Raw genomic sequence first — 19,830 nt, 5'->3', positions numbered from 1 at the left:
GGAATCGCAGGCGCCAACGCAACCTCCTAGAGCGGCATGGTGAACATGAACCAGAATCGCTCGCCTTCGGTCCGGTTCTCGACACCGAACTCGCGCTGGTACTTCAGCACCATGCCGCCCCTGCCGCCGGCGATGTCGTAGGACACCTGCGGGCCGAATCCGAACGCGCGTCCCCTGTGGCCGTCGCCCACGACGGCGCCGTGCTGGCGGTCGTCGGTGAACTGCACCAAGCCGAACCCCTGCGCCGCGATCTTCAGCTTCGGATGACCCGCCAGCGGGCGCACACCCACGCCGAAATCCAGCATGGCGCTGTGCCCGGAGCGGTAGTCGGTCGCGGAGTTCTTCCGGTTGAACTCCAGGTTCGCGCCCGCCGACAGCTCCCATCGCGGATGCGGCAGCCACGTCACCCCCATCGTGGGCGCGATCGACCAGTAGTTGAGCCCGTTGTTGGCCAGGCGGTTCTCGTCGTACTTCCCGGTCGGCGCGTAGATCACCGGACCGCCGTAGGCGAACACGGTGCCGGTCGGATTGACGTAGCCCAGGTAGAGCGGGAAGAGCACCAGATCGCCCGCGCCCGTGCTGCTGCCCTCTTGTCCGAACGCCCGCAGGCGGACGCGCGTGAACGGCAGCAGGGCCCCCGAACTCATCTGGAACGGACCGGCGCGGCGCTGCCAGGTGTGCATGACCCGGGGAACGAACGCCTGCACCTCCACGTTGAACCCGGGGTCCAGCGAGCGGCCCGCACTGTCGTTGGTGCGGTCGCTCCGGTAGTGCTGCGTGTAGAGATAGAACTGCGTCTGGCCGGGTGCCGGCATCACGCCGCTCATGATGGTATCGACCCCGACCGGGTAATGGGTCTGCCCGTTCTCGCTGGCCAAGGCCCCGCACGACAGGGACACGGCAACGGCCAAGCAGCCGAGACCCGTCCGCAATCGGTGACGACACCGTACTGGCGCCATTTTCATTCTTTAGCCCTCCACTAAAAAATGGGGGGAGTCTCCCGGAAGGCGCGCAGCCTTTTCTCTTGGAGCATCCCGTCTTGGTTTCTTTCATCGTCCGAACGATGCGCCGCCCGTTTACCGGCGGGTGATCAGTCCTCCTTCGTCAATGCATCCAGATACGCGACGACCCAGTCCGGATCGGTCACGATGACCGAATGCCCGGCCGCGACCTCCACGTAGCTCCAGTCCTCGCGGGCGCGCGCATAGTCCGCGCTGGCATCCACCGCCGCGAGCGCGGGAGAGGTACAGCGGACGTAGCTGACCGGCAGGCCATTGCCCAGGTCATGCGTCAGCGCCAGGCGGGTGTTTTCCGCCCCGACCGGCTGCGGGGTGAGATGACGCTCCAACCATTCCAGCAGCGCCGGGTCCGATACGCCGAAGGACGCCGCAGGCGGCGGCGCGATGCCCACGCCTCCCGTCGCTACGGCCCGTACCAGCCGCTCCTCGCGCTGTTGCGGCGACATGGCCTCCAGGCGACTGGCGCCGTCGAACGGGATGCCGCCATCGATCAGGACCAGGCGCCGCAGGCGATGCGGGATCCGATCGGCGACGCCCAGCGCCGTGCGTGCGCCGAAGCTGTGCCCGACCAGCACCACGTCGTCCAGTTCCTCCATCTCGATGAGCTGGACGATGTCCTGGACGAAAGTTTCCATCGTGATGTCCGGACCCAGCAGGTGCCGCCGTTCGCCGAGGCCGGTCTGTGTGGGGGTATGCACCTCGTGCCCGAGGGCCCGCAGCCCCGAGGCCACCGGACGCCAGCACCAGCCGCCATGGAACGCGCCATGCACCAGGACGAAGGTCGCCGCGGTCACGCCCGCACCCCGGAAAGAGCAGGCGACGCGCCGGACAACCGGCGTAGCGCGGAGCCAGTGGCCTGCCCGTCCGCCAAGCCACCGGGCTGTGCCGATGCCCGGACCGGGGCCGCCATGCTCGAGATGCGCATGTTCACGCTATTCACACTGCCCTCCCAGGCGCGACGCGCGTTGTCGTCGCATCGAATTATGCACAAAATAAAGTTTTGCGCATTATACTTAAGTAGTAGAGACCGCCCCGGGAGCCTGGCCGGCCGCGGGGCTTTCAAAGGTCAAGCACCAGGCGCGCACTGCGGGCGCGCGAACAGCACGGCGTGAACTGGTCGCCTGCGGCCTGCTCGTCGGGCGTCAGGTACAGGTCGCGATGCTCCGGCTCACCCTCCAGCACCCGGGTCAAGCAGGTCCCGCAGACTCCCTGCTCGCAGGAGGTCGGCACCTCGATCCCCGCGCGCGCCAGGGCCGCCACCACCGTTTCCTCCGCGCCGACCCGGACCACCGCGCCGCTGGAGGCGATCTGGATGTCGAAGCTGCCATCGGCGCTGGTGTCCACCGCCGCCGCCGTGAAGTACTCGCGATGCAGCCGCTCGTCCGGCCAGCCCGCGGCGCGGGCGCTGTCGAGCACCCAATCCATGAAACCGGAAGGACCGCAGACGTACAGGTGCGCCTGCGCCGGGGCGGTGCCCAGCAGCGCCGTCACGTCGAGTTTCTGCGCATCGGGGCCGTCGTCGAAATGCAGGTGGCTGTGCTCGGCGAAGCGGGACGCGCCGATGCGCTCGGAGAACGCCATGCGCTCGACCGAACGCGCGCAGTAGTGCAACTCGAAGGACGCGCCAGTGTTGGCCAGGCGCTCGGCCATGCACAGGATCGGGGTGATGCCGATGCCGCCGGCCAGCAGCACGCTGTGCGCCGCGGCGTGGGCGAGCGGGAAGTGGTTCTTCGGCTCGCCGATGCGCAGCAGGTCGCCTTCACGCAGCGCGTGCATGGCTGCCGATCCGCCGCGCGAGGCCGCATCGCGCAGCACCGCGATCATGTAGCGGTGGTTCTCCTCCGGGTCGTTGCACAACGAGTACTGCCGCACCAGGCCGTCGCCCAGGTGTACGTCCACGTGCGATCCGGCCGAGAACGCGGGCAGCGTGGCACCGTCGGGGTCGACCAGTTCGAAACTGCAGATGTCCAGCGCCTCCATCGTCTTGCGCGCCACCCGCACCGTGCGCACCGCGCCTTCGCTGCCCTGCTCGCGGGCGGCGACCGGTGCCGGCGGCGATGGCGCATCGACCGGCTCGCTGCGCGCTTCGACCCGCTGCGCGCCGATCAGCACGAACAACAGCACCGCCGGCTGCGTCCCGGGATTGCGCCAGGCATGCCGTTCGCCGTGCTGGACCAGGACGTCGTGCGGCTTCAGCGCGACCTGCCGGCCGTCGTCGAACGCCAGCACGACCTCGCCTTGCAGGACCACGCCATAGTCGATCGAGTCGGTGCGGTACGAGCCGAGCGCATCGGACTCGAAGCGCGCCGCGAAGTCGGGCAGCTTGCGTGCCAGCTCCTCGCCGAACGCGGCCGCGTCGAACTGCGCCCCGGTCATCACCGAATCCGGGGGCAGCGTGACCCGCACCAGCCGGGTCTGCCCCGGCGCCGGGATGAAGCCGTCCTGCGCGGTGGCGTCCAACGGCGCGCCGTTGCCGACCCCGGGCGCGGCCGGCGTCGACCACAGCAGCGCGGCCTCGAATCCGGGCATGGCTTCGATGGTGACGCGGCGCGGCGGCACGCCATCGGCGAAGACGTCCGCCCTGCCTTGATCGTTGCTGCCTGCGACGATGCGTCTGGCGTTCATGATCTCACCCCTTCACGCCTCGGCACGACTGGGCGCCTGCGCCGGCTCCTCGTCGCCGCGGATCAGCCGTTCCATCAGCCGCCGCCCGCTCACGCAGTGCGCGTCGGCGCGCAGCAGCACGTCCTTCGGGTTGCCGCCCGCGGCCTGGACCATCTTCTCAATCTCGACGACGGCGAAGATGTCCTCGTCCAGGACCGGCCTGACCGCGGCGACAACGGCCTCACGGTCCTCGCCCGAGGACTTGTCCCGGCCCGAGGCGAAGAAGTAATGGCAGGTATGCCGGGTCGCCGGGGTGACCGCGTGGAAGATGCGTCCGCGCAGCAGCATCTCGCCCGGCGCCTGCGGATCGTTGGCCGAGCGCTGGAAGTCCTCGTAGATGAAGTGCAGCGACGGCGCGAACCAGTTGCTGCCCCACGACCGGTCCACGTCGCCGTCGTAGTCGATCAGCCTCCTGAAGTAGGCCGGCAGGTCCTTCACCGGGACCACGCTGCGGCAATGCAGCGTGCGCTCGGTCTGGCTGCGTTCCAGATTCGCTTCGGCGATCTCGGGCGAGCCGATCGACTTGCTGTGCAGATAGGCCAGGTGGGTCAGGTCGAGGAGGTTGTCATGCATCAGCATGTGCCGACCCTCGATCAGGTAGTACGCCTTCGGAAACGTGTCGAACTCCGGATTGCCCAGGTCCATCGCGTCGTGGTCCGGGATCAGCGACTCGTCGCACTTCGCCGGGTCGCCCATCCAGATCCAGATCCATTGCCAGCGCTCGGCAACCGGATAGGAGCGGATGTTGCACGACGAGGGGATCGGCTGCTGGGAAGGGATCCGGACGCATTGCCCGTCGGGGTTGAACGTCAGCCCGTGATAGCCGCACTGCAGATTGTCGCCGACGACCTCGCTCTTGCCCAGCGGATAGTGGCGATGTGGACAGCGCCCGTCCACCGCGACCACGCCGCCATCCTGCTTGCGGTAGAACGCCAGCGGCTTGTCCAGCAGCCACCGCTCCATCGGCTTGCGGGTGACTTCGGACGACCAGGCTGCCACATACCATTGGTTGAGCGGCGCGAACATTCCTTCGGAAAGCGGATACATATTCAGTCTCCTTGCTCGTTCGAGCATCGAGGGATGCGAGTTGACGCGGGCGGCGGGCGCCCGTGGCCCGGACCCGGGCCGTTTTTCAGGGGTCGACGGCCAGCGTTTCCAGGCTGCCGCCGGGCTGGGCTGTCGCGTGTCATCGGGAGGACACCGGGGATGCCGCCGACGGGAGATCGGCGCCTGCTTCCGCAGGGTCGGGCTTGCTGCGCGCCAGAAGCACCAGCACCAGGCCGACGATCGAAAGGCAGGCGAACAGATAGAAGCCGACCGTGTAGGACGCGGTCCAGTCGAACACCCGACCGAGAATGATCGGACTGACGATCTGGCCCACTGCGAGCACGGCATAGGCCGAACCGAAAATCTGCGAATAGGCCGCCGATCCGAAACGCCGCGCGACGACATAGGGCAGCATGTCCAGTTCGACGCCCTGCGCGGCGCCCAGCATGACCGCCACGAGAATCAATGCGGAGATTCCCGTCGTGGCAAGCAGCAGACAGCCGATGGCCTGGCTCAGGAAGAAGATGACGGCCACCAGCCGCAACGAGAACCGGTCGAGCAGGAATCCGGTGACGACCCGGGCGATCAGCGTCGACATCCCGATCGTTGCCAGGGCCGCAGCGGCGTGCGCGGGATCGCCGCCGGCATCGGACACCATTGCCCCGATGTGGAAGCTGATACCCATCGTCACCAGCAGGATCAGCGCGAATCCCACCGAATACAGCCAGAAATCGCGCGTCCTCACTGCCGCGGCGAACGGCACGCTGGCCACCGGCGGCGCATCGTCGGCCTCGTTGCGCCGTTTCACCTCGCTGTGCGGCAACTGCCCCTTGTTGACCCGGATCAGGAGAAAGTAGTTGATCAGCGCCAGCACCAGCGCGAACAGAGCGGTGTAGACGAACGCCGAACGCCACCCGCCGTAGCCGATGCCCGCGTTGATGACGTAGGGAAACAGGACCCCGCCAATTCCGACGCCCGACCCGGCCAGGGCCAGGGCCAGGCCGAGGTTGCGATCGAACCATCTCGGCAGGACCGCCAGGTAGGATGGATAGGAGGCGATGCACCCCGTGCCGGCCACCAGGCATGCGATGACGACGAACGACCAGTAGGAATCGACTTGCGAGAACAGGGCGTACGCAAGGGTACCGGCCACGATTCCGACCAGTATCACCCGTTTCGGACCATGCCTGTCGACGAAATAGCCGACGATCGGCAGCATGACCGCGTTCACGACGCTGGCGGCGGAGTAGGCGAACGAAAACTCGGTCCTGCTCCACCCGAACTCCCCGGTCATCGGCGTCATGTAAAGGCCGAACGTCAGCCAGAAGAACGGCCCCACCGACATGGCCATGCCGAAGGCACACCCGGATACCACCATCCACTTTTTCATTCTCCCTCCCATCGAGCACTTCCGGCAGTGGCATTCAGCCGTATGCCGGGCAGTGGACAGCAGCCACCGCGGATGATTCGATCAAGCAGACTCCGGTTGTGCATGCAGCCGGACATCGTCGGCGATCAGAAGATGTAGCCGAGGCGGATGAATCCAGAGTGGTCGAACTTGTAGCCACCCTCGACACTTATGTCCCGGGTCAGTTCGGCATAGACTTGGAATCTCGGCGCCACCCAGTAGGCAAGCCCCAGACGTCCTCGAAGCGATCTGGTGCGCCTGTCCGTGTCCACTCCGTCAACGTGGATCCGGCCACCCCAGGCATTGATGGCGCCGACCGAACCGGTCAGTTTCTCGGTGAATCTGTAGCCCATCCATGGTTGCAGCGAGTACCTGTTCTCCTGCGAAAGCGTCGCGCGCTCCGGACCGGAATCGTCGTTGTCGCCATAGACGGTGACATCGCCGACCAGATCGAACTGCCATCGCCCCAGCACCCGGGAGTAACCGGCCTGCAGCACGCCGTGGTAGCGATTCGCCGCAACATTCACGGCGCTGTCGTGGTGATAGGATCCAAGCGGAACATAGGCAATTGCGGTAATTCCCAGATATTCGCCTTTGGTCGTGTCGTTGACCGGCCAGACGCTGACGCCAACGAACGGGTCCATGAAGCCACTGTCGACCCCGACCCGCGCGCCGCCAAGCTCGACTTCCTGGGACATGAACGGCAACCCGGCCTGCAACTGGACGCGCGTCCCACCTGCATCGAGAAAGTAGAGGTAGCGGGCGATGCCGGACGTGGTGGACAGCTCCGTGCCGTCCCGGATCGAAGGACCGCTCCCGGGAACGTAGGTCGTGGCCCTGCCGTTCGCCGCGTACAGCAGGCCGAGATGCGTCCCGGGAGGCGCGGGGATGTAGCTGCCCAGGGATACGTTTTCGGCCATTGCGGCCAGAGGTACAGCGGTGCAGATGCTGACGGCATTCCGCAGCAAGCTGACGCGGCCGCGCGCACGCTGTGCGCGGCCAGATTGGCGCTCGCGCTTCGCGACGGCGGCGTCGAGACGCTTCGGCAGGACGTGCTCATCCGGCCACCGGACCCCCGCCGCCGGAACGCACGCGGGCCCAGCCATTTCGCATGGCTTCGATTCATGCATCTTTTAGTCCCTCCACTAAAAAATTCTTTTTTTATTCGACTCTGTTTTCTTGAAGAATCTCTCCGCAAAAAAAACGGCACCTGCTCCATATCGGCCGCAATGGCCGGCTCCCGCGTATTCGCGGAACGCCATGGCCGACGGTTCTCTATCGACCCCCGCTTGGCGCGTGTCCGAATCCAGGGGCGCGCTCTGGGGCGGTCGCGATCACGGCTTGTCCGTCCGCGACGTCCCCGCCGGCCGAACGGCGCGGATGCACGCGTGAGCCGCACTCGCATCCACCACCGCCCAGCGTGGGCGTCATGACGCGGACACCGCGCACCGGCGCGAGCCAGTACATGGCGACCGCGCCACGCGCTGTCGCACCGGTATCGCTTCCGGTCGGTGGAGGAACGGGATGCCCGCCTCGATCGACGCCCGGTACCAACGGCACGGTGCAACGGCATCGGGTATCCGGCAGATCGCACGTCGGCAGCAGCGTCCGACTCGAAATGTTCATACCTCCCTCCCAGCTCCGGCATGCATGACGGCACACCAATGCCATAAAATTTATGCACAAAAAATGTATTTGTGCAATATTAACGCCGTTCCTTGCTACGCTGGTTGCCGGCGGACCGTCCTGCGACGCGGGTGGTCGCATCCCTCTCGCCGGCATCGACAACCTCTCCGGATTGCATCGCAATGGTTCCAGACGACCTCCTCGCCCAGCACGGCCCACGCGAATCAATGGACTACGACGTGGTCGTGGTCGGCGCGGGGCCGGGCGGGCTGGCGACGGCGATCCGGCTGAAGCAGTTGGCGGTCGAAGCGGGCCGCGAGGTTTCGGTCTGCGTGCTGGAGAAGGGCTCGGAGCCGGGGGCGCATGTCCTCTCGGGCGCGATCATGGATCCGCGCGCGCTGTCCGAGCTGTTCCCGGACTGGAAGGAGCAGGGCGCGCCGCTGAAGCAGGCGGTGACCAAGGACGAGTTCCTGTTCCTCGACGCGACCGGCGCGAAGGCCACGCCGGGCTGGCTGTTGCCCGAGTGCTTCCACAACGCTGGCAACTACATCGTCGGCCTCGGCGCGGTAACGCGCTGGCTGGCGCAGCAGGCCGAGGCGCTGGGCGTGGAGGTCTTCCCCGGCTTCGCCGCCGACGAGGTGCTGTACGACGACGCAGGCGCGGTCAGGGGCGTGGCCACCGGCAACATGGGCATCGGCAAGGGCGGCCAGCCGACCGACCAGTTCCAGCTGGGCATGGAACTGCACGCGAAGTACACGATCTTCGCCGAAGGCGCGCGCGGCCAGCTTGGCCGTGAGCTGATCGCGAGGTTCAAGCTGGACGAAGGCAAGGATCCGCAGAGCTACGGCATCGGCATCAAGGAGCTGTGGCAGGCCGATCCGGCCAAGCACCAGCCCGGCCTGGTCGTGCATACCGCCGGCTGGCCGCTGGAATCCGACACCTACGGCGGCTCGTTCCTGTACCACGCCGAGGACGGCAAGATCGCGGTCGGTTTCGTCGTTGGCCTCGACTACAGGAATCCATGGCTGAGCCCGTTCGAGGAATTCCAGCGCTTCAAGACCCACCCGGCGATCCGCAAGCACCTGGAAGGCGGCAAGCGCATCGGCTACGGCGCGCGCGCGATCACCGCCGGCGGGCTGCTGTCGTTGCCGAAGACCGTGTTCCCCGGCGGCGCGCTGGTCGGCTGCGAAGCCGGCTACCTCAACGCCAGCCGCATCAAGGGCAGCCACGCCGCGATCAAGACCGGGATGCTCGTCGCCGAGGCCGCGTTCGCGGCGCTGGGCGAGGGCCGGGCCCACGACGAACTGGCCGCCTACCCGGACGCCTTCGAAAAGAGCTGGCTGCACGCCGAGCTGCGGCAGTCGAAGAACTTCAAGCAGTGGTTCAAGAAGGGAAGGACCTTCGCCACGCTGATGACCGGGATCGAACAGTGGCTGCTGCCGAAGCTGGGCATCCGCAACCCGCCGTGGACCATCCACCGCGACAAGCCCGACCACGCCTGCCTGGAGCCGGCCGCAAAGCACGAGAAGATCGTCTACCCAAAGCCGGACGGCGTGCTGACCTTCGATCGGCTCAGTTCGGTGTTCCTGTCGAGCACGACCCACGACGAGGACCAGCCGAGCCACTTGACGCTGAAGGATGCGTCGGTGCCGGTGAACGTGAACCTCGCCGAGTACGCCGGCCCCGAAGCACGCTACTGCCCGGCCGCCGTCTACGAGTTCGTCGGCGTTGAGGAAGGCCGGCCGCGCCTGCAGATCAACTTCGCCAACTGTGTGCACTGCAAGACCTGCGACATCAAGGACCCCGCCCAGAACATCGTCTGGGTGGCGCCGCAGGGCGGCGGGGGGCCCAACTACGCCGGCATGTAGCGCTGCAGCCCGGCCCTTCCGACCGCCGCTTTCCCCTCACAACGGCGGCCGATGCGGATCGCCGGTTCGGCCCCCGTCAAGCGCAACAGACTGCGGGATCACTGCCTGCAGGCGGCAGGGAGCGGGCGCCCCGACGCCGGCACTTCCGGTCGATCCGCGCCAGGGCGGGTCTCGACGCGCCATCACGTCGGCGCGCCTTGGCGGGTCGAGACCCGCCCTACATCCGATCCAGCCCGGGTATCGCGCGCGAGCGTGCGCCGGCTTCGCTCTCACCCCGGCTCCGCTTCGCGAACGGTGCCGCCGCGGCGGCGCTGCAAACCACGCCCGCTGCCGAAAGGCATTTCGACGATGTCCAGCCAGCCCGCGGTCGTCAAGGCTTTTCCGCAGTTGCGGCGACTGGAGATCGAGCTAGAATGCCTGCCTGCGCAGTCCCTGCGCCGTCGTTTCCTTGGGGTTCATTCCGGTGTAAGTCCAGTTCGCTGCGAGTCCGCGGTCCTTCGTCCCTCCGCTCGCACGAGGCTGCGCCTCCGCCCGGCTGCCTTTCGTCGTCCCCTGGGTTCCTGCAGGGGCGGCGTTCCATTCCGGGACCGGAACGACGCACTGGCGCGTATCCGCGCCAGCCTCCGACCGGGCCTGTTTCCCGGAACACCCCCATGTTGAAATCCTTGCGGCAGGACTGGCTGTCCAATGTCCGGAACGATCTGCTGGCCGGCATCGTCGTCGCGCTGGCCCTGATTCCGGAGGCCATCGCCTTCTCGATCATCGCCGGCGTCGATCCGCAAGTCGGGTTGTACGCCTCCTTCAGCATCGCCACGATCATCGCCTTCACCGGGGGCCGACCCGGGATGATCTTGGCAGCCACCGGGGCGATGGCCCTGGTCATGGTGATGCTCGTCAAGGAGCATGGTCTGCAGTACCTGCTGGCCGCCACGGTACTGACCGGCGTGCTCCAGATCGTCGCCGGCTGGCTCAGGCTCGGCGCACTGATGCGCTTCGTCTCGCGCTCGGTGATCACCGGCTTCGTCAACGCGCTGGCGATCCTGATCTTCATGGCGCAGCTGCCGGAGCTGACCAACGTCACCTGGCATGTTTACGCCATGACCGCGGCCGGCCTGGGCATCATCTACCTGTTCCCCCATCTGACCAGGGCGATCCCGTCGCCGCTGGTCGCCATCGTGGTACTGACGGCCGTGGCCCTCGTTCTGGGCCTGGACATCCGCACGGTGGGCGACATGGGCCAACTGCCCGACAGCCTGCCGGTGTTCCTGCTGCCCGACGTGCCGCTGAACCTGGACACGCTGAAGATCATCTTCCCGGTTTCGGCGACCCCGGCGGTGGTGGGCCTGCTGGAATCGATGATGACCGCCTCCATCGTCGACGACCTGACCGACTCGAGCAGCAACAAGAACCGCGAGTGCGTGGGCCAGGGCGTGGCGAACGTCGCAACCGGCTTCCTTGGCGGCATGGCCGGATCCGCCATGATCGGCCAGTCGGTCATCAACGTGAAGTCCGGCGGCCGCGGCCGCCTGTCCACGCTGGCGGCCGGTGTGACGTTGCTCATCCTGGTGGTCTTCCTCGGCGACTGGGTCAGCCGCATCCCCATGGCCGCCCTGGTCGCGGTGATGATCATGGTATCCATCGGCACCTTCGACTGGTCGTCGATCCGCAACCTGCGCGACCACCCCAGGAGTTCCAGCGCGGTGATGCTGGCCACCGTGGCGGTGACGGTCGGCACCCATGATCTGGCCAAGGGCGTGCTGGTCGGCGTGCTGCTGTCGGGCTTCTTCTTCGCGCACAAGGTCGGCCGGATCTTCCGGGCAAGCTCGCACACCGAAGACGAAGGCCGGGTGCGCGTCTACACCATCACCGGTCAGGTCTTCTTCGCCTCGGCGGAACGCTTCATCAACGCCTTCGACTACAGGGAAGTCATCGAGAAGGTGCGCATCGACGTGAGCCGTGCGCATTTCTGGGACATCACCGCAGTGAGCGCGCTGGACAAGGTGGTCATCAAGTTCCGTCGCGAGGGCACCGACGTGGACGTCGTCGGCCTGAACGAGGCCAGCGCCACGATGGTGGACAGGTTCGCCATGCATGACAAGGACGGCGGTGCAGACCTGATGGAGGGCCACTGAAGGGAGCGCAGATCATGAAGAACGAGAACAAGGTACTGGCATGCGTGGACCAATCCCGGTTCGCCGAGTATGTGGCCGACCATGCGGCCTGGGCCGCCCGCCGCATGGACGCGCCGCTGGAGTTCCTGCACGTCATCGACCGCGACCCCGGGAAGGACTCTGCGCAGGACCATAGCGGCGCCATCGGCATCGACGCCCAGCAGGATCTGCTGGCCAGGCTGGCGGAACAGGACGAGGCCCGATCCAGGCAGGCCCGCGAGCAGGGACGGATCTTCCTCAACCGCTTGCGCGAGCGGGCCCTGGCCGCCGGCGCGACGCAAGTCGATGTGCGGCAACGCCACGGCGAACTGGAGGAAACCCTTGCCGAGCAGGCGCAAGGCGTACGGCTGCTGGTCCTGGGCCGTCGTGGAGAGTCCGCGGACGCAACGCAGCGCGAGCTGGGACGCAACGTGGAACGCGTCGTGCGTGCGTTGAACCGGCCGATCCTGGCGATTGCCGAGGATTTCCGTCAACCGCGGCGCGTGATGATCGCCTTCGACGGCGGCAGCGTCACCCGGCGCGGCGTGGAAATGGTTGCAGGCAGTCCACTGTTGCGGGGCCTGCCGATCTCCCTGCTGATGTCCGGCAAGGACAGGCCGGATACGCGCAAGCAGCTCGACTGGGCCAGCAGCACCCTGCAGGCCGCGGGTTTCGAGACGACGGTCGCGCTGGTGCCCGGCGATGCGCAAACAGTGATTGCCACGGCAGTGAAGGAACAGGCCATCGACATGCTCGTCATGGGCGCATTTGGCCACTCCGCGCTACGCAGCCTGCTGCTCGGCAGCAAGACGACCGAACTGCTGCGTTCATCCCGCATTGCCACGCTCCTGCTCCGGTAGCCGAAAGCGCCTCGTTCGGCCGGTCTGGGCCGTTCGTCACCGGACGCCGCTTGCCATCTCCCGTTTCGGCGCGGGCGAGCGGAGTGTCGCTCTGGAGTCAATGCGCTCCCGAGCCGGTCAGCCAGCGAGAGAAGCGTTGTGCAGAACGTGGCAGGCCGCTGCCGCCAACGACCTCGCCTGGTCGGTGCCCTGCATCTGCGACAGGATCGGCGACCCGCTCGCCGGCCGCTGGAGAGTGGCGTTCGCACGAAGCACGTGCTTGACGAACGCGGCCTGCAGCGGGTGCAGCCGCTCGGGCGTGCCGAGCCCCTCGATGGTGGTGATCGACGCGCCCTCGTGCATCACCGCGAGGGTGAGGCAAGCGTTGATCCGGCGTCCGTCGAGGAGCACGGTGCAGGCGCCGCACTGGCCCTGGTCGCAGCCCTTCTTGGTGCCCGTCAGGCGCAGCTGCTCGCGCAGTGCGTCGAGCAGCGTGGTGCGGTTGTCCACCTGCAGGACGACCGCGCGGCCGTTGATCTCCAACGACACGTTCGAGGTCGGCAGCAGCCCCACCGCTTCCCTGGGACGGCTGTCGGCGGTCGCCCCAGCCCCCGGCGCGGCGACCGACGCCACCGCGCCCGCCGTGGCGGAAGCGCCGAGCGCCAGCATCTGGCGGCGGGAAATCCTGAGCTCGCTCATGGCTGTCTCCTTAAGAAGGCTCGCTGATGGAACATCTCCCGCCGCCGGCGAAGCGAACGCGCCGGGCCTGGGTCCAGCCCGGCGCAGATTCAGCCGGCTACTACGTCCGACAAGGCGGCAGCGCGCTCGGTTCGACATCCCCCGAAGCCGGATCCATCGCGTCCCGCGCACACCACCAGCGCGGATAGCGCGCGTTGTCGTCGCCCAGCTGGACGGCGGCGCCGATCGGCGGGGTCAGCAGCCGGAAGGACCGCCCCTCGCTCGCCGCCACGACCCGTTCGAACGGCTCGTCCCAGTCGTGGGCGGCGATGCTGAAGCGGCCGACATGCCCGGGCAGCAGCACGCCGGCACCCAAGTCCTCGGCGGCCCGCACCGCCTCTTCGGGGAACATGTGGATGTAAGCCCAGCGCGCGTCGTACTGGCCCATGTCCAACGCCACCAAGTCGAAACCGCCGAAGCGCTCGCCGATCTCGCGAAAGTGCGGGCCGTAGCCGCTGTCGCCGCTAAAGAACAGCTTGCGCTGCGGCGTCTGCAGGGCGAAGCCGACCCACAGCGTCTTGTCGCGGGTGAGCATGCGCCCGGAAAAGTGCCGCGCCGGCAGCACGTGGACGCGCAGGCCCTCGACCAGGTCCAGGCTGTCGTTCCAGTCGGCCTCGTGCACGCGCTCGGCCGGATAGCCCCAGCGCTCGAAGAACTCGCCCACGCCCAGCCCGACCACCACCTGGCCGACCTTGGGCCGCAGCGCCCTGGCGCTGGGGTAGTCCAGGTGGTCCCAATGGTCGTGGGTGACCAGCAGCAGGTCGATGTCGGGCATGTCCTCGGCGGTGTACGGCGTGGTGCCGGCGAAGGCCACGTTGGTGCGGGGGAACGGCCCGGCGTTGAGGCTGAACACCGGATCGACCAGCACCCGCTTGCCGCCGAGCTGGACGAAGAACGAGGAATGGCCGAGCCAGACCACCACGTCCTCGCCGGGCGGCAGGGCCTTCAGGTCGACCCGGGTGGACGGCAGCGGCGCCGGGGGCTTCAGGTTGGGGTTGCGATCCAGCAGCAGCGACAGCACGTTGGAAACGAGACCGACATCGTCGGTCATCATCGGCGTGTCGACCAGGTTGCGGAACTGCCCGTCGGCATAGTGCGGGGAACGCTCGACCACCTGCAGGCGCGCACCCTCGGGCAGCGCGCCGAACTTGGGATGCTGCAGGTAGGCATAGCCGCCACCGGCCAGGACGACGCCCAGAACCAGCAGTGCGAGCGCGGCGCGGCGAAGCCACCGCTTCATCGACGTCGTTCCTTGCGGCCAGTGCCCGGCGCCTTGTCAGTCATCGAAGCGCCCGCGGATCGCCTCGAGTTCGCCCACGACCGCGGCCGGCTCGCTGGCCAGTGGCAGGTTGTCGCGGTCGCCAATGGCGTCGACATCGCCCGCCGGATCGGCCGGCAGCGCCGCGAACAGCGGCTCCAGGTCGGCCTGTGCGGCGCCGCGTTCGGCCACCAGCTCGAAGGTCTTGCGCTCGGCCGCCGGCGAGGTCAGCGAGGCGACCAGGACCTGGGCGATCTGGGCACGGGCGACCACGCCATCGGCCGGCGAACTGGCCCAGTGGGTGTCGCCCTGGCGCAGCACCAGGCGGTGCTGGTCGGCCTCGTTGTAGTCGAACCAGCCCGGCCGCACGATGGTGTGGGGCAGCCCGCTGGCGCGCACCAGGCGCTCGCCGCGACGCTTCCAGTCGTGCCCCACCGTGGGCTTGGTGACCCCGACGGTGGTCATCAGCGCGATCCGCGCCGGCGACTTCAGCACGCTGAGCACGTTGCGCACCGCGCCGTAGTTCACCTGTTCGGCCCCCTTGGGATCGTTGCCGCCGATGCCATGGGTGAAGACGATGCCGGTGACGCCGGCCACGGCCTCGTCCAGGGTGTCGGCGCGGGTCAGGTCGCCGACGACGACCTGCACGCCGGCCGGGAACAGCCCCGCCTGCGCGGGGTCGCGCACCAGCGCGCGCGCCGTGTAGCCGCGCCTGACCGCTTCGGCCACGGCGAGCCTGCCGATGCTGCCGCTGGCGCCGACGAACAGGACGACGGATTGGTCTGTACTCATGGGATTCTCCTCTTTCCCGGGATCGCGCCCGGCGGCGCTACTGTCATCGTTGGATACGGACGCTGCCCGCGCCTGCGCCGGTCCGGCGATGGCCATTGCAGGCAGCAGCGAACAGGCAAGCAGCAACACGACGAGCCCGTGGATGCTGAAACGACGCATAAGGCATTCTCCTCCGGGTGACATCAATCGGCCTTCCCGTCGATCCAGTCCAGGATCAGGTCGGCGATCTGCAGGTTGTTCCGGTCCATCATCATCATGTGGCTGTTGCCGCGAACCCCGGTCTGCGCCGTGCTCATCAGGCGGACGTCGCCGTGGGCGGCGTCGATGCGCTGCTTGAACGCCGCGCAGTCATCGTAGCGGTCCTGCCAGGTCGGCCCGGGCAGCCCGGTCGGCGAGGACAGGTGATCGCCGAACAGGATCAGGATCGGTGTCTGCGCCAGAATCGCGATCTCCTCATCCGTATGCACCTGCGCGTTGCAGGTGCCCGGCTCCACATCACGACGCCGCGGATGCCCTTGTCGTCGATGATCGCCGATTCCAGCGGGTAGGGGCCGGACTGCGAATGGGTGAGCAGCACCGCGCCATCGAGCTGCCCGGCCAGGTCCGACAGCGCCTTCCAGTTGGGGTTCTGCGCGCGCGAGGTGCCGAGCAGGTCCGGGATGCTCTGCCTGGACAGCCGGTCCGCCGCCTCGATCGGGAACTGGGTGTCCGGGAACGGCGTGCCCGGCTCCGGCCCGATGCGGAAGTTGGTCCACGCACCGAAGCCGTCGGCGAGCCGGAGCAGGTTGGGCTGCTGCTCCGGCGCCAGCCGCCCGGCGCGGACATTGTTGAACGCGGATTGATCGAAGCCCGAACGCGCCCGCCCGATCTGGTCGACGACGTAGACCGGATGGCTCTTGCGCACGAAGTACTCGTACCAGCCCATGCGCCCATCCGGCGTGGTGTCGTAGGTCTTGCCGCTGAGCGTGGCGCCGTGGACCATCACCACCGGCACCTTGTCCGCATCGACCGGCACCATGTACTCGACGTACATCTGCTCGATCGTGATGCGGTCGTCCGGGCCCATGCTGCCGAGCTCGACCGCGGTCTTGTCGACCTGCTCGCCGCCGACGAAGAAGCTGCCGCGCGAGGCGAGCACCAGCGGGCCGTCGGCGGGGCGGATGTCGTGCAGCGCCTGCGCGGCGACCGGGCCCGGTCCGGACATGCCCGCCAGCGCCGCCACCGCAAGCATTGCCGCCAGCAGCGGCTGGTGGACGGCCCGGTTGTCGTTCGGGTTCATGGGTCTGCTTCCTGTTTGCCGGGTTGTTGCGAGTGGCCGGGACAGCGGCACAGCGCCGCGACGGTCGGGCCCCGATGTGCGAGGCCCGCCGCATGCCGCGCTTCCAGCCGGAGGACTACAGCGTCCGCGCGTAGAACGGGGCCAGCTTGCCCAGCGCGGCCTCCACGTACTCGGGCACCCAGTAGGTCTCGATATGCGTGGCCCCCTCGATGAGGAACAGTTCCTTGTCCTGGGTGCCGGTGGCCTTGGCGAAGGCATCCTCGGTCATGTACAGGGTGTCGGCCTTGCTGCCCGCCAGCATCAGCAGCGGCACGTCGATCAGCTCGATCTGGTCGGTGGCATCCCAACGCATCAGGTCCAGCAGGCTGCTGGTGGTGTACTTGAAGGTCGAGCCGGGATGCGCGTGGGTCCGCCAGTAGTAGTGGTAGCCCTCGCGATACAGGTCGAACGGCAGCGCATCGATCTGCGCATCGGTCAGGTCGGCATCGCCCGAATAGAGCACGTCCCCGCCGGCCGCCTCCTGGGCACGGGCCGCCGAGGCCTGCTGCAGGCGTTGCTGGATCGTGTCCAGCTGCGAATCCTGGAAGCCGTTGCGGCGTACCCGCCCGGAGTTGAACATGCTCAGGGTCGCGATCGACTTGAAGCGCTTGTCGGTCTTGGCCGCGCCAAGCGAGTAGCCGCCGCCGCCGCAGATGCCCATCAGGCCCAGGCGGTTGGCATCCACGCCTGGATACTGACTGATGTAGTCTGCCGCGCCGTGGATGTCCTCGATGCGGAACTGCGGCTTGTCCACGCTGCGCGGCTCGCCGCCGCTGCCGCCCTGATACGCGGCATCCATTGCGATGGTGATGTAGCCCCGTTCGGCCAGATGCTGGGCATACAGGCCCGCGGTCTGCTCCTTGACACCCCCATTGGGGTGCGCGACGACGATCGCCGCGTACTGCCTGCCCGGATCGTAGTTGGCCGGCGTGTAGACGTTGGCCACGATGTTCAGGCCATGCAGGTCGTAGTTGACCGGGTGGATGTTGACCTTGCCCGGTTCGTTGCGGGTGATCGCGCCGCCGTACACCAGGGTGAACGGGTTCTTCCGGTAGTCGCCCGCGTAAGCGGCCGTGGTCGTGGTCATGGCGGAAACTCCCATCAATGCAGCAGGAACAACGAGCGCGGTGGCTCCGAGAAAATCGCGTCTTTTCTTGTCGATGACGTCATTGCGCATATCCAGCTCCTGTCGTTTTGTCCGCGGCGGAAGTCCCGGCGCGATGCCGGGCCGCTGCGCATGCGGGTCCGTCAGTCCAGCTTCTTGTCGGCGAGGAACCTGGACACCAGGTCCGCGATCTCGACGTTGTTCAAGTCGGACATGAGGAAGTGCGTGTTGCCCTCGATGCCGATCTCAGGCAGATGGACCAGGGTCACGTCACCACCATGCCTGTTGACGGTGTCGCGCCACGCCCGGGCCATCGTCAGCCGGGCGCGCCAGCTGTCCTGCGCCGGCAGGTCGATGGACCGCGCCGGGATGTTGTCGCCGTACAGCACCAGGATCGGGATGCGCGTGAGCGCCATGAACTGTTCCGTCGGCACCGCCGCACCCTGCACCGTGTCGAACGCGCTGGGGATCGGCGCCGGCACCTCGCCCTCGGGGAAGACGAAGCTGCTGCCCGGCTCGAACGCCACGACCGCCTTGACGTTGGCGTTCTTGATCGCGGTCAGCCAGCCCGGCCCGCCGCCCTGCGAATGGGTGAACAGGATGCCGGGGCCAATCCGCGCGAACACCGCGGACACGCCATCGGAGACCACGTCCATGTCGAACGGCCCGGTGTTGGGCGTCATCGAACGGAAGAACTGCTCCAGCACGTCCTTGCCCTGCGGGAACCGGCTGCCGGCGAAGGTCTCGGGCCACAGGCCGATGCGGAACTGGTTGAACCACAGCTGCTCGTCCGGGGTCGGCGCGAGCGTGGCCTCGACCATGCTGCGCCCGGCATCGCCACGGCGCGGCTGGTCGATCAGGTACACCCCGAAGCCGCGACGCAGGAAGAGGTTCTGGAAGCCTTCGCGGCCGTCTGCCGTGGTCTCCCAGGTCTTGGCGGACTGGCCGGCGCCGTGCCACATCACGATCGGCAGCGTCCGCGCGTTCGCCGGGATCTGGTAGAAGGCGTAGGCGTGGTCGCCGTGGTAGGTCTGCCCGGCCGGGTCCATCGGCTTGCGCGGATCGAAGCTGCCCGGCGCGGTGGCGACCGTGCCGCCGGCGGCGAAGCTACCCTGTTCCTGGATGACCAGCGGGGCCGGGTTGGCGGCGTCTTCCGCCATTGCGGCAACGCCGGCGAGCAGCGCGACAACGCCGACCACGGTCGCCAGCCATCGCCTCAGTGCTTTGTTGTGCATGTTTGCGCTCCTCATGGGATCACTTCCTTTCCGTGAACACGGCCTGCAGCACCGGCAGGGCCGACATCGCGCGTGGCCAGCCTGCATAGAAGGCCAGGTGGGTGACGGCTTCGGCGGCCTGCGCCTGTGTCAACCCGTTGTCCATGGCCCGATTCAGGTGAAACGGCACCTGGTCGAGCTGGCCGCGTGCGATCAGCGCGGCCATCGTGATCAGGCTGCGGTCGCGCGGCGCGAGGTCCGGACGCCGCCACAGGTCGGCGAACAGCACGTCATCGGTGTAGCGCGCCAGTTCAGGCGCGATCGGCGCGACGTTCTCCTTGACCGTCGCTGCGCGTTGCGCCTCGGCGGCCGCATCGATCGGCAACAGCGCCTCCGACGCGGGCCGGTACTGGTCTGAATCGATGCCGCGCTGGGTGAACACCTCTCTGGCCACGCCGACCGCGCTCATGCCGTTGGGCCAGCCGGTGTAGAAGGCCAGATGGGTGATCAGCCCGATGATCTCGGCGGGCTTGACGCCGTTGTCCAGCGCCAGGTTGATGTGCGAGGTCATCTGCGCGCTCTGGCCGTTCGCCAGCAGCGAGGACATCGTCACCAGGCTGCGGTCGCGCGGTGAAAGCTCGGGGCGCTTCCACACATCGCCGAACAGCACGTCCTGGGTGTAGGCAAAGAGTTGGGGCGCGGTCTCCCGAGCCTGCCGCGCAGCGGGCGTGTCCGGCACGGAACTCTGTGCATTCGCCTGCAGGGACGTGGCGACCAGCAAGGC

17 protein-coding genes are annotated in these 19,830 nt (G+C 67.7%); 3 read left to right on the top strand and 14 right to left on the bottom strand.

The features are described from left to right. Positions 1 to 26: 26 nt before the first annotated feature. The 6 genes from FHT08_RS03015 to FHT08_RS02990 form a co-directional block, all read right to left on the bottom strand. Entirely contained in the window at positions 27 to 878 is an 852-nt protein-coding gene (locus FHT08_RS03015) for a transporter (protein WP_166774254.1), read from the bottom strand. A gap of 212 nt (positions 879 to 1,090) precedes the next feature. Beyond that, positions 1,091 to 1,813 carry an alpha/beta fold hydrolase gene (locus FHT08_RS03010; RefSeq protein WP_166774253.1) on the bottom strand — a complete coding sequence of 241 codons (723 nt, stop codon included), beginning with the start codon at positions 1,811 to 1,813 and terminating at the stop codon, positions 1,091 to 1,093. A 265-nt stretch (positions 1,814 to 2,078) separates the two neighbouring features. Then, the gene (locus FHT08_RS20185; protein WP_343204128.1) at positions 2,079 to 3,578 is read right to left on the bottom strand and encodes a 2Fe-2S iron-sulfur cluster-binding protein; all 1,500 of its coding nucleotides are present in this window, start codon (positions 3,576 to 3,578) and stop codon (positions 2,079 to 2,081) included. A gap of 78 nt (positions 3,579 to 3,656) precedes the next feature. Next, positions 3,657 to 4,730, bottom strand: coding sequence for an aromatic ring-hydroxylating dioxygenase subunit alpha (locus FHT08_RS03000; protein ID WP_166774252.1), 1,074 nt, complete (start codon positions 4,728 to 4,730; stop codon positions 3,657 to 3,659). 139 nt (positions 4,731 to 4,869) lie between these two features. After that, positions 4,870 to 6,120 (bottom strand): MFS transporter, encoded by a 1,251-nt coding sequence (locus FHT08_RS02995; RefSeq protein ID WP_166774251.1) that lies wholly within the window; start codon positions 6,118 to 6,120, stop codon positions 4,870 to 4,872. A gap of 125 nt (positions 6,121 to 6,245) precedes the next feature. Beyond that, positions 6,246 to 7,268 carry a transporter gene (locus FHT08_RS02990; protein ID WP_166774250.1) on the bottom strand — a complete coding sequence of 341 codons (1,023 nt, stop codon included), beginning with the start codon at positions 7,266 to 7,268 and terminating at the stop codon, positions 6,246 to 6,248. Between the two features lie 678 nt (positions 7,269 to 7,946). On the opposite strand from FHT08_RS02990, the gene FHT08_RS02985 reads away from it, so the two are divergent. From FHT08_RS02985 to FHT08_RS02975, 3 genes are all read left to right on the top strand, one after another. Then, entirely contained in the window at positions 7,947 to 9,632 is a 1,686-nt protein-coding gene (locus FHT08_RS02985; RefSeq protein ID WP_166774249.1) for an electron transfer flavoprotein-ubiquinone oxidoreductase, read from the top strand. A gap of 653 nt (positions 9,633 to 10,285) precedes the next feature. Further along, positions 10,286 to 11,764 (top strand): SulP family inorganic anion transporter, encoded by a 1,479-nt coding sequence (locus FHT08_RS02980; RefSeq protein WP_166774248.1) that lies wholly within the window; start codon positions 10,286 to 10,288, stop codon positions 11,762 to 11,764. Between the two features lie 14 nt (positions 11,765 to 11,778). Further along, entirely contained in the window at positions 11,779 to 12,642 is an 864-nt protein-coding gene (locus FHT08_RS02975) for a universal stress protein (RefSeq protein WP_166774247.1), read from the top strand. 117 nt (positions 12,643 to 12,759) lie between these two features. Here FHT08_RS02975 and FHT08_RS02970 read toward each other — a convergent pair whose 3' ends face one another. The 8 genes from FHT08_RS02970 to FHT08_RS20180 form a co-directional block, all read right to left on the bottom strand. Continuing rightward, positions 12,760 to 13,320: a 2Fe-2S iron-sulfur cluster-binding protein gene (locus FHT08_RS02970; RefSeq protein ID WP_166774246.1), complete on the bottom strand. Its 561-nt coding sequence runs from the start codon at positions 13,318 to 13,320 to the stop codon at positions 12,760 to 12,762. A 100-nt stretch (positions 13,321 to 13,420) separates the two neighbouring features. After that, positions 13,421 to 14,599, bottom strand: a complete 1,179-nt coding sequence (locus FHT08_RS02965) for an MBL fold metallo-hydrolase (protein ID WP_166774245.1) — start codon at positions 14,597 to 14,599, stop codon at positions 13,421 to 13,423. 36 nt (positions 14,600 to 14,635) lie between these two features. Then, positions 14,636 to 15,409: an SDR family oxidoreductase gene (locus FHT08_RS02960; protein ID WP_208408820.1), complete on the bottom strand. Its 774-nt coding sequence runs from the start codon at positions 15,407 to 15,409 to the stop codon at positions 14,636 to 14,638. A 182-nt stretch (positions 15,410 to 15,591) separates the two neighbouring features. Then, positions 15,592 to 15,876, bottom strand: a complete 285-nt coding sequence (locus FHT08_RS19795) for a hypothetical protein (protein WP_208408819.1) — start codon at positions 15,874 to 15,876, stop codon at positions 15,592 to 15,594. Next, the gene (locus FHT08_RS02955) at positions 15,828 to 16,688 is read right to left on the bottom strand and encodes a hypothetical protein (protein WP_208408818.1); all 861 of its coding nucleotides are present in this window, start codon (positions 16,686 to 16,688) and stop codon (positions 15,828 to 15,830) included. The genes FHT08_RS19795 and FHT08_RS02955 overlap by 49 nt, the downstream gene beginning before the upstream one ends. Before the next feature lie 115 nt (positions 16,689 to 16,803). Beyond that, positions 16,804 to 17,814: an alpha/beta hydrolase gene (locus FHT08_RS02950; protein WP_208408817.1), complete on the bottom strand. Its 1,011-nt coding sequence runs from the start codon at positions 17,812 to 17,814 to the stop codon at positions 16,804 to 16,806. 161 nt (positions 17,815 to 17,975) lie between these two features. Beyond that, entirely contained in the window at positions 17,976 to 19,067 is a 1,092-nt protein-coding gene (locus FHT08_RS02945; protein ID WP_208408816.1) for an alpha/beta fold hydrolase, read from the bottom strand. Between the two features lie 19 nt (positions 19,068 to 19,086). Next, on the bottom strand, positions 19,087 to 19,827 hold the full coding sequence (locus FHT08_RS20180; protein WP_343204127.1) for a carboxymuconolactone decarboxylase family protein: 741 nt from the start codon (positions 19,825 to 19,827) through the stop codon (positions 19,087 to 19,089). Positions 19,828 to 19,830 lie beyond the last annotated feature (3 nt).

Origin of the sequence: Xanthomonas sp. CFBP 8151 (assembly GCF_011761885.1) — a bacterium.
In the GTDB taxonomy this organism is placed as follows: domain Bacteria; phylum Pseudomonadota; class Gammaproteobacteria; order Xanthomonadales; family Xanthomonadaceae; genus Xanthomonas; species Xanthomonas arboricola_B.
This window is presented reverse-complemented; position numbering and strand designations above follow the sequence as displayed.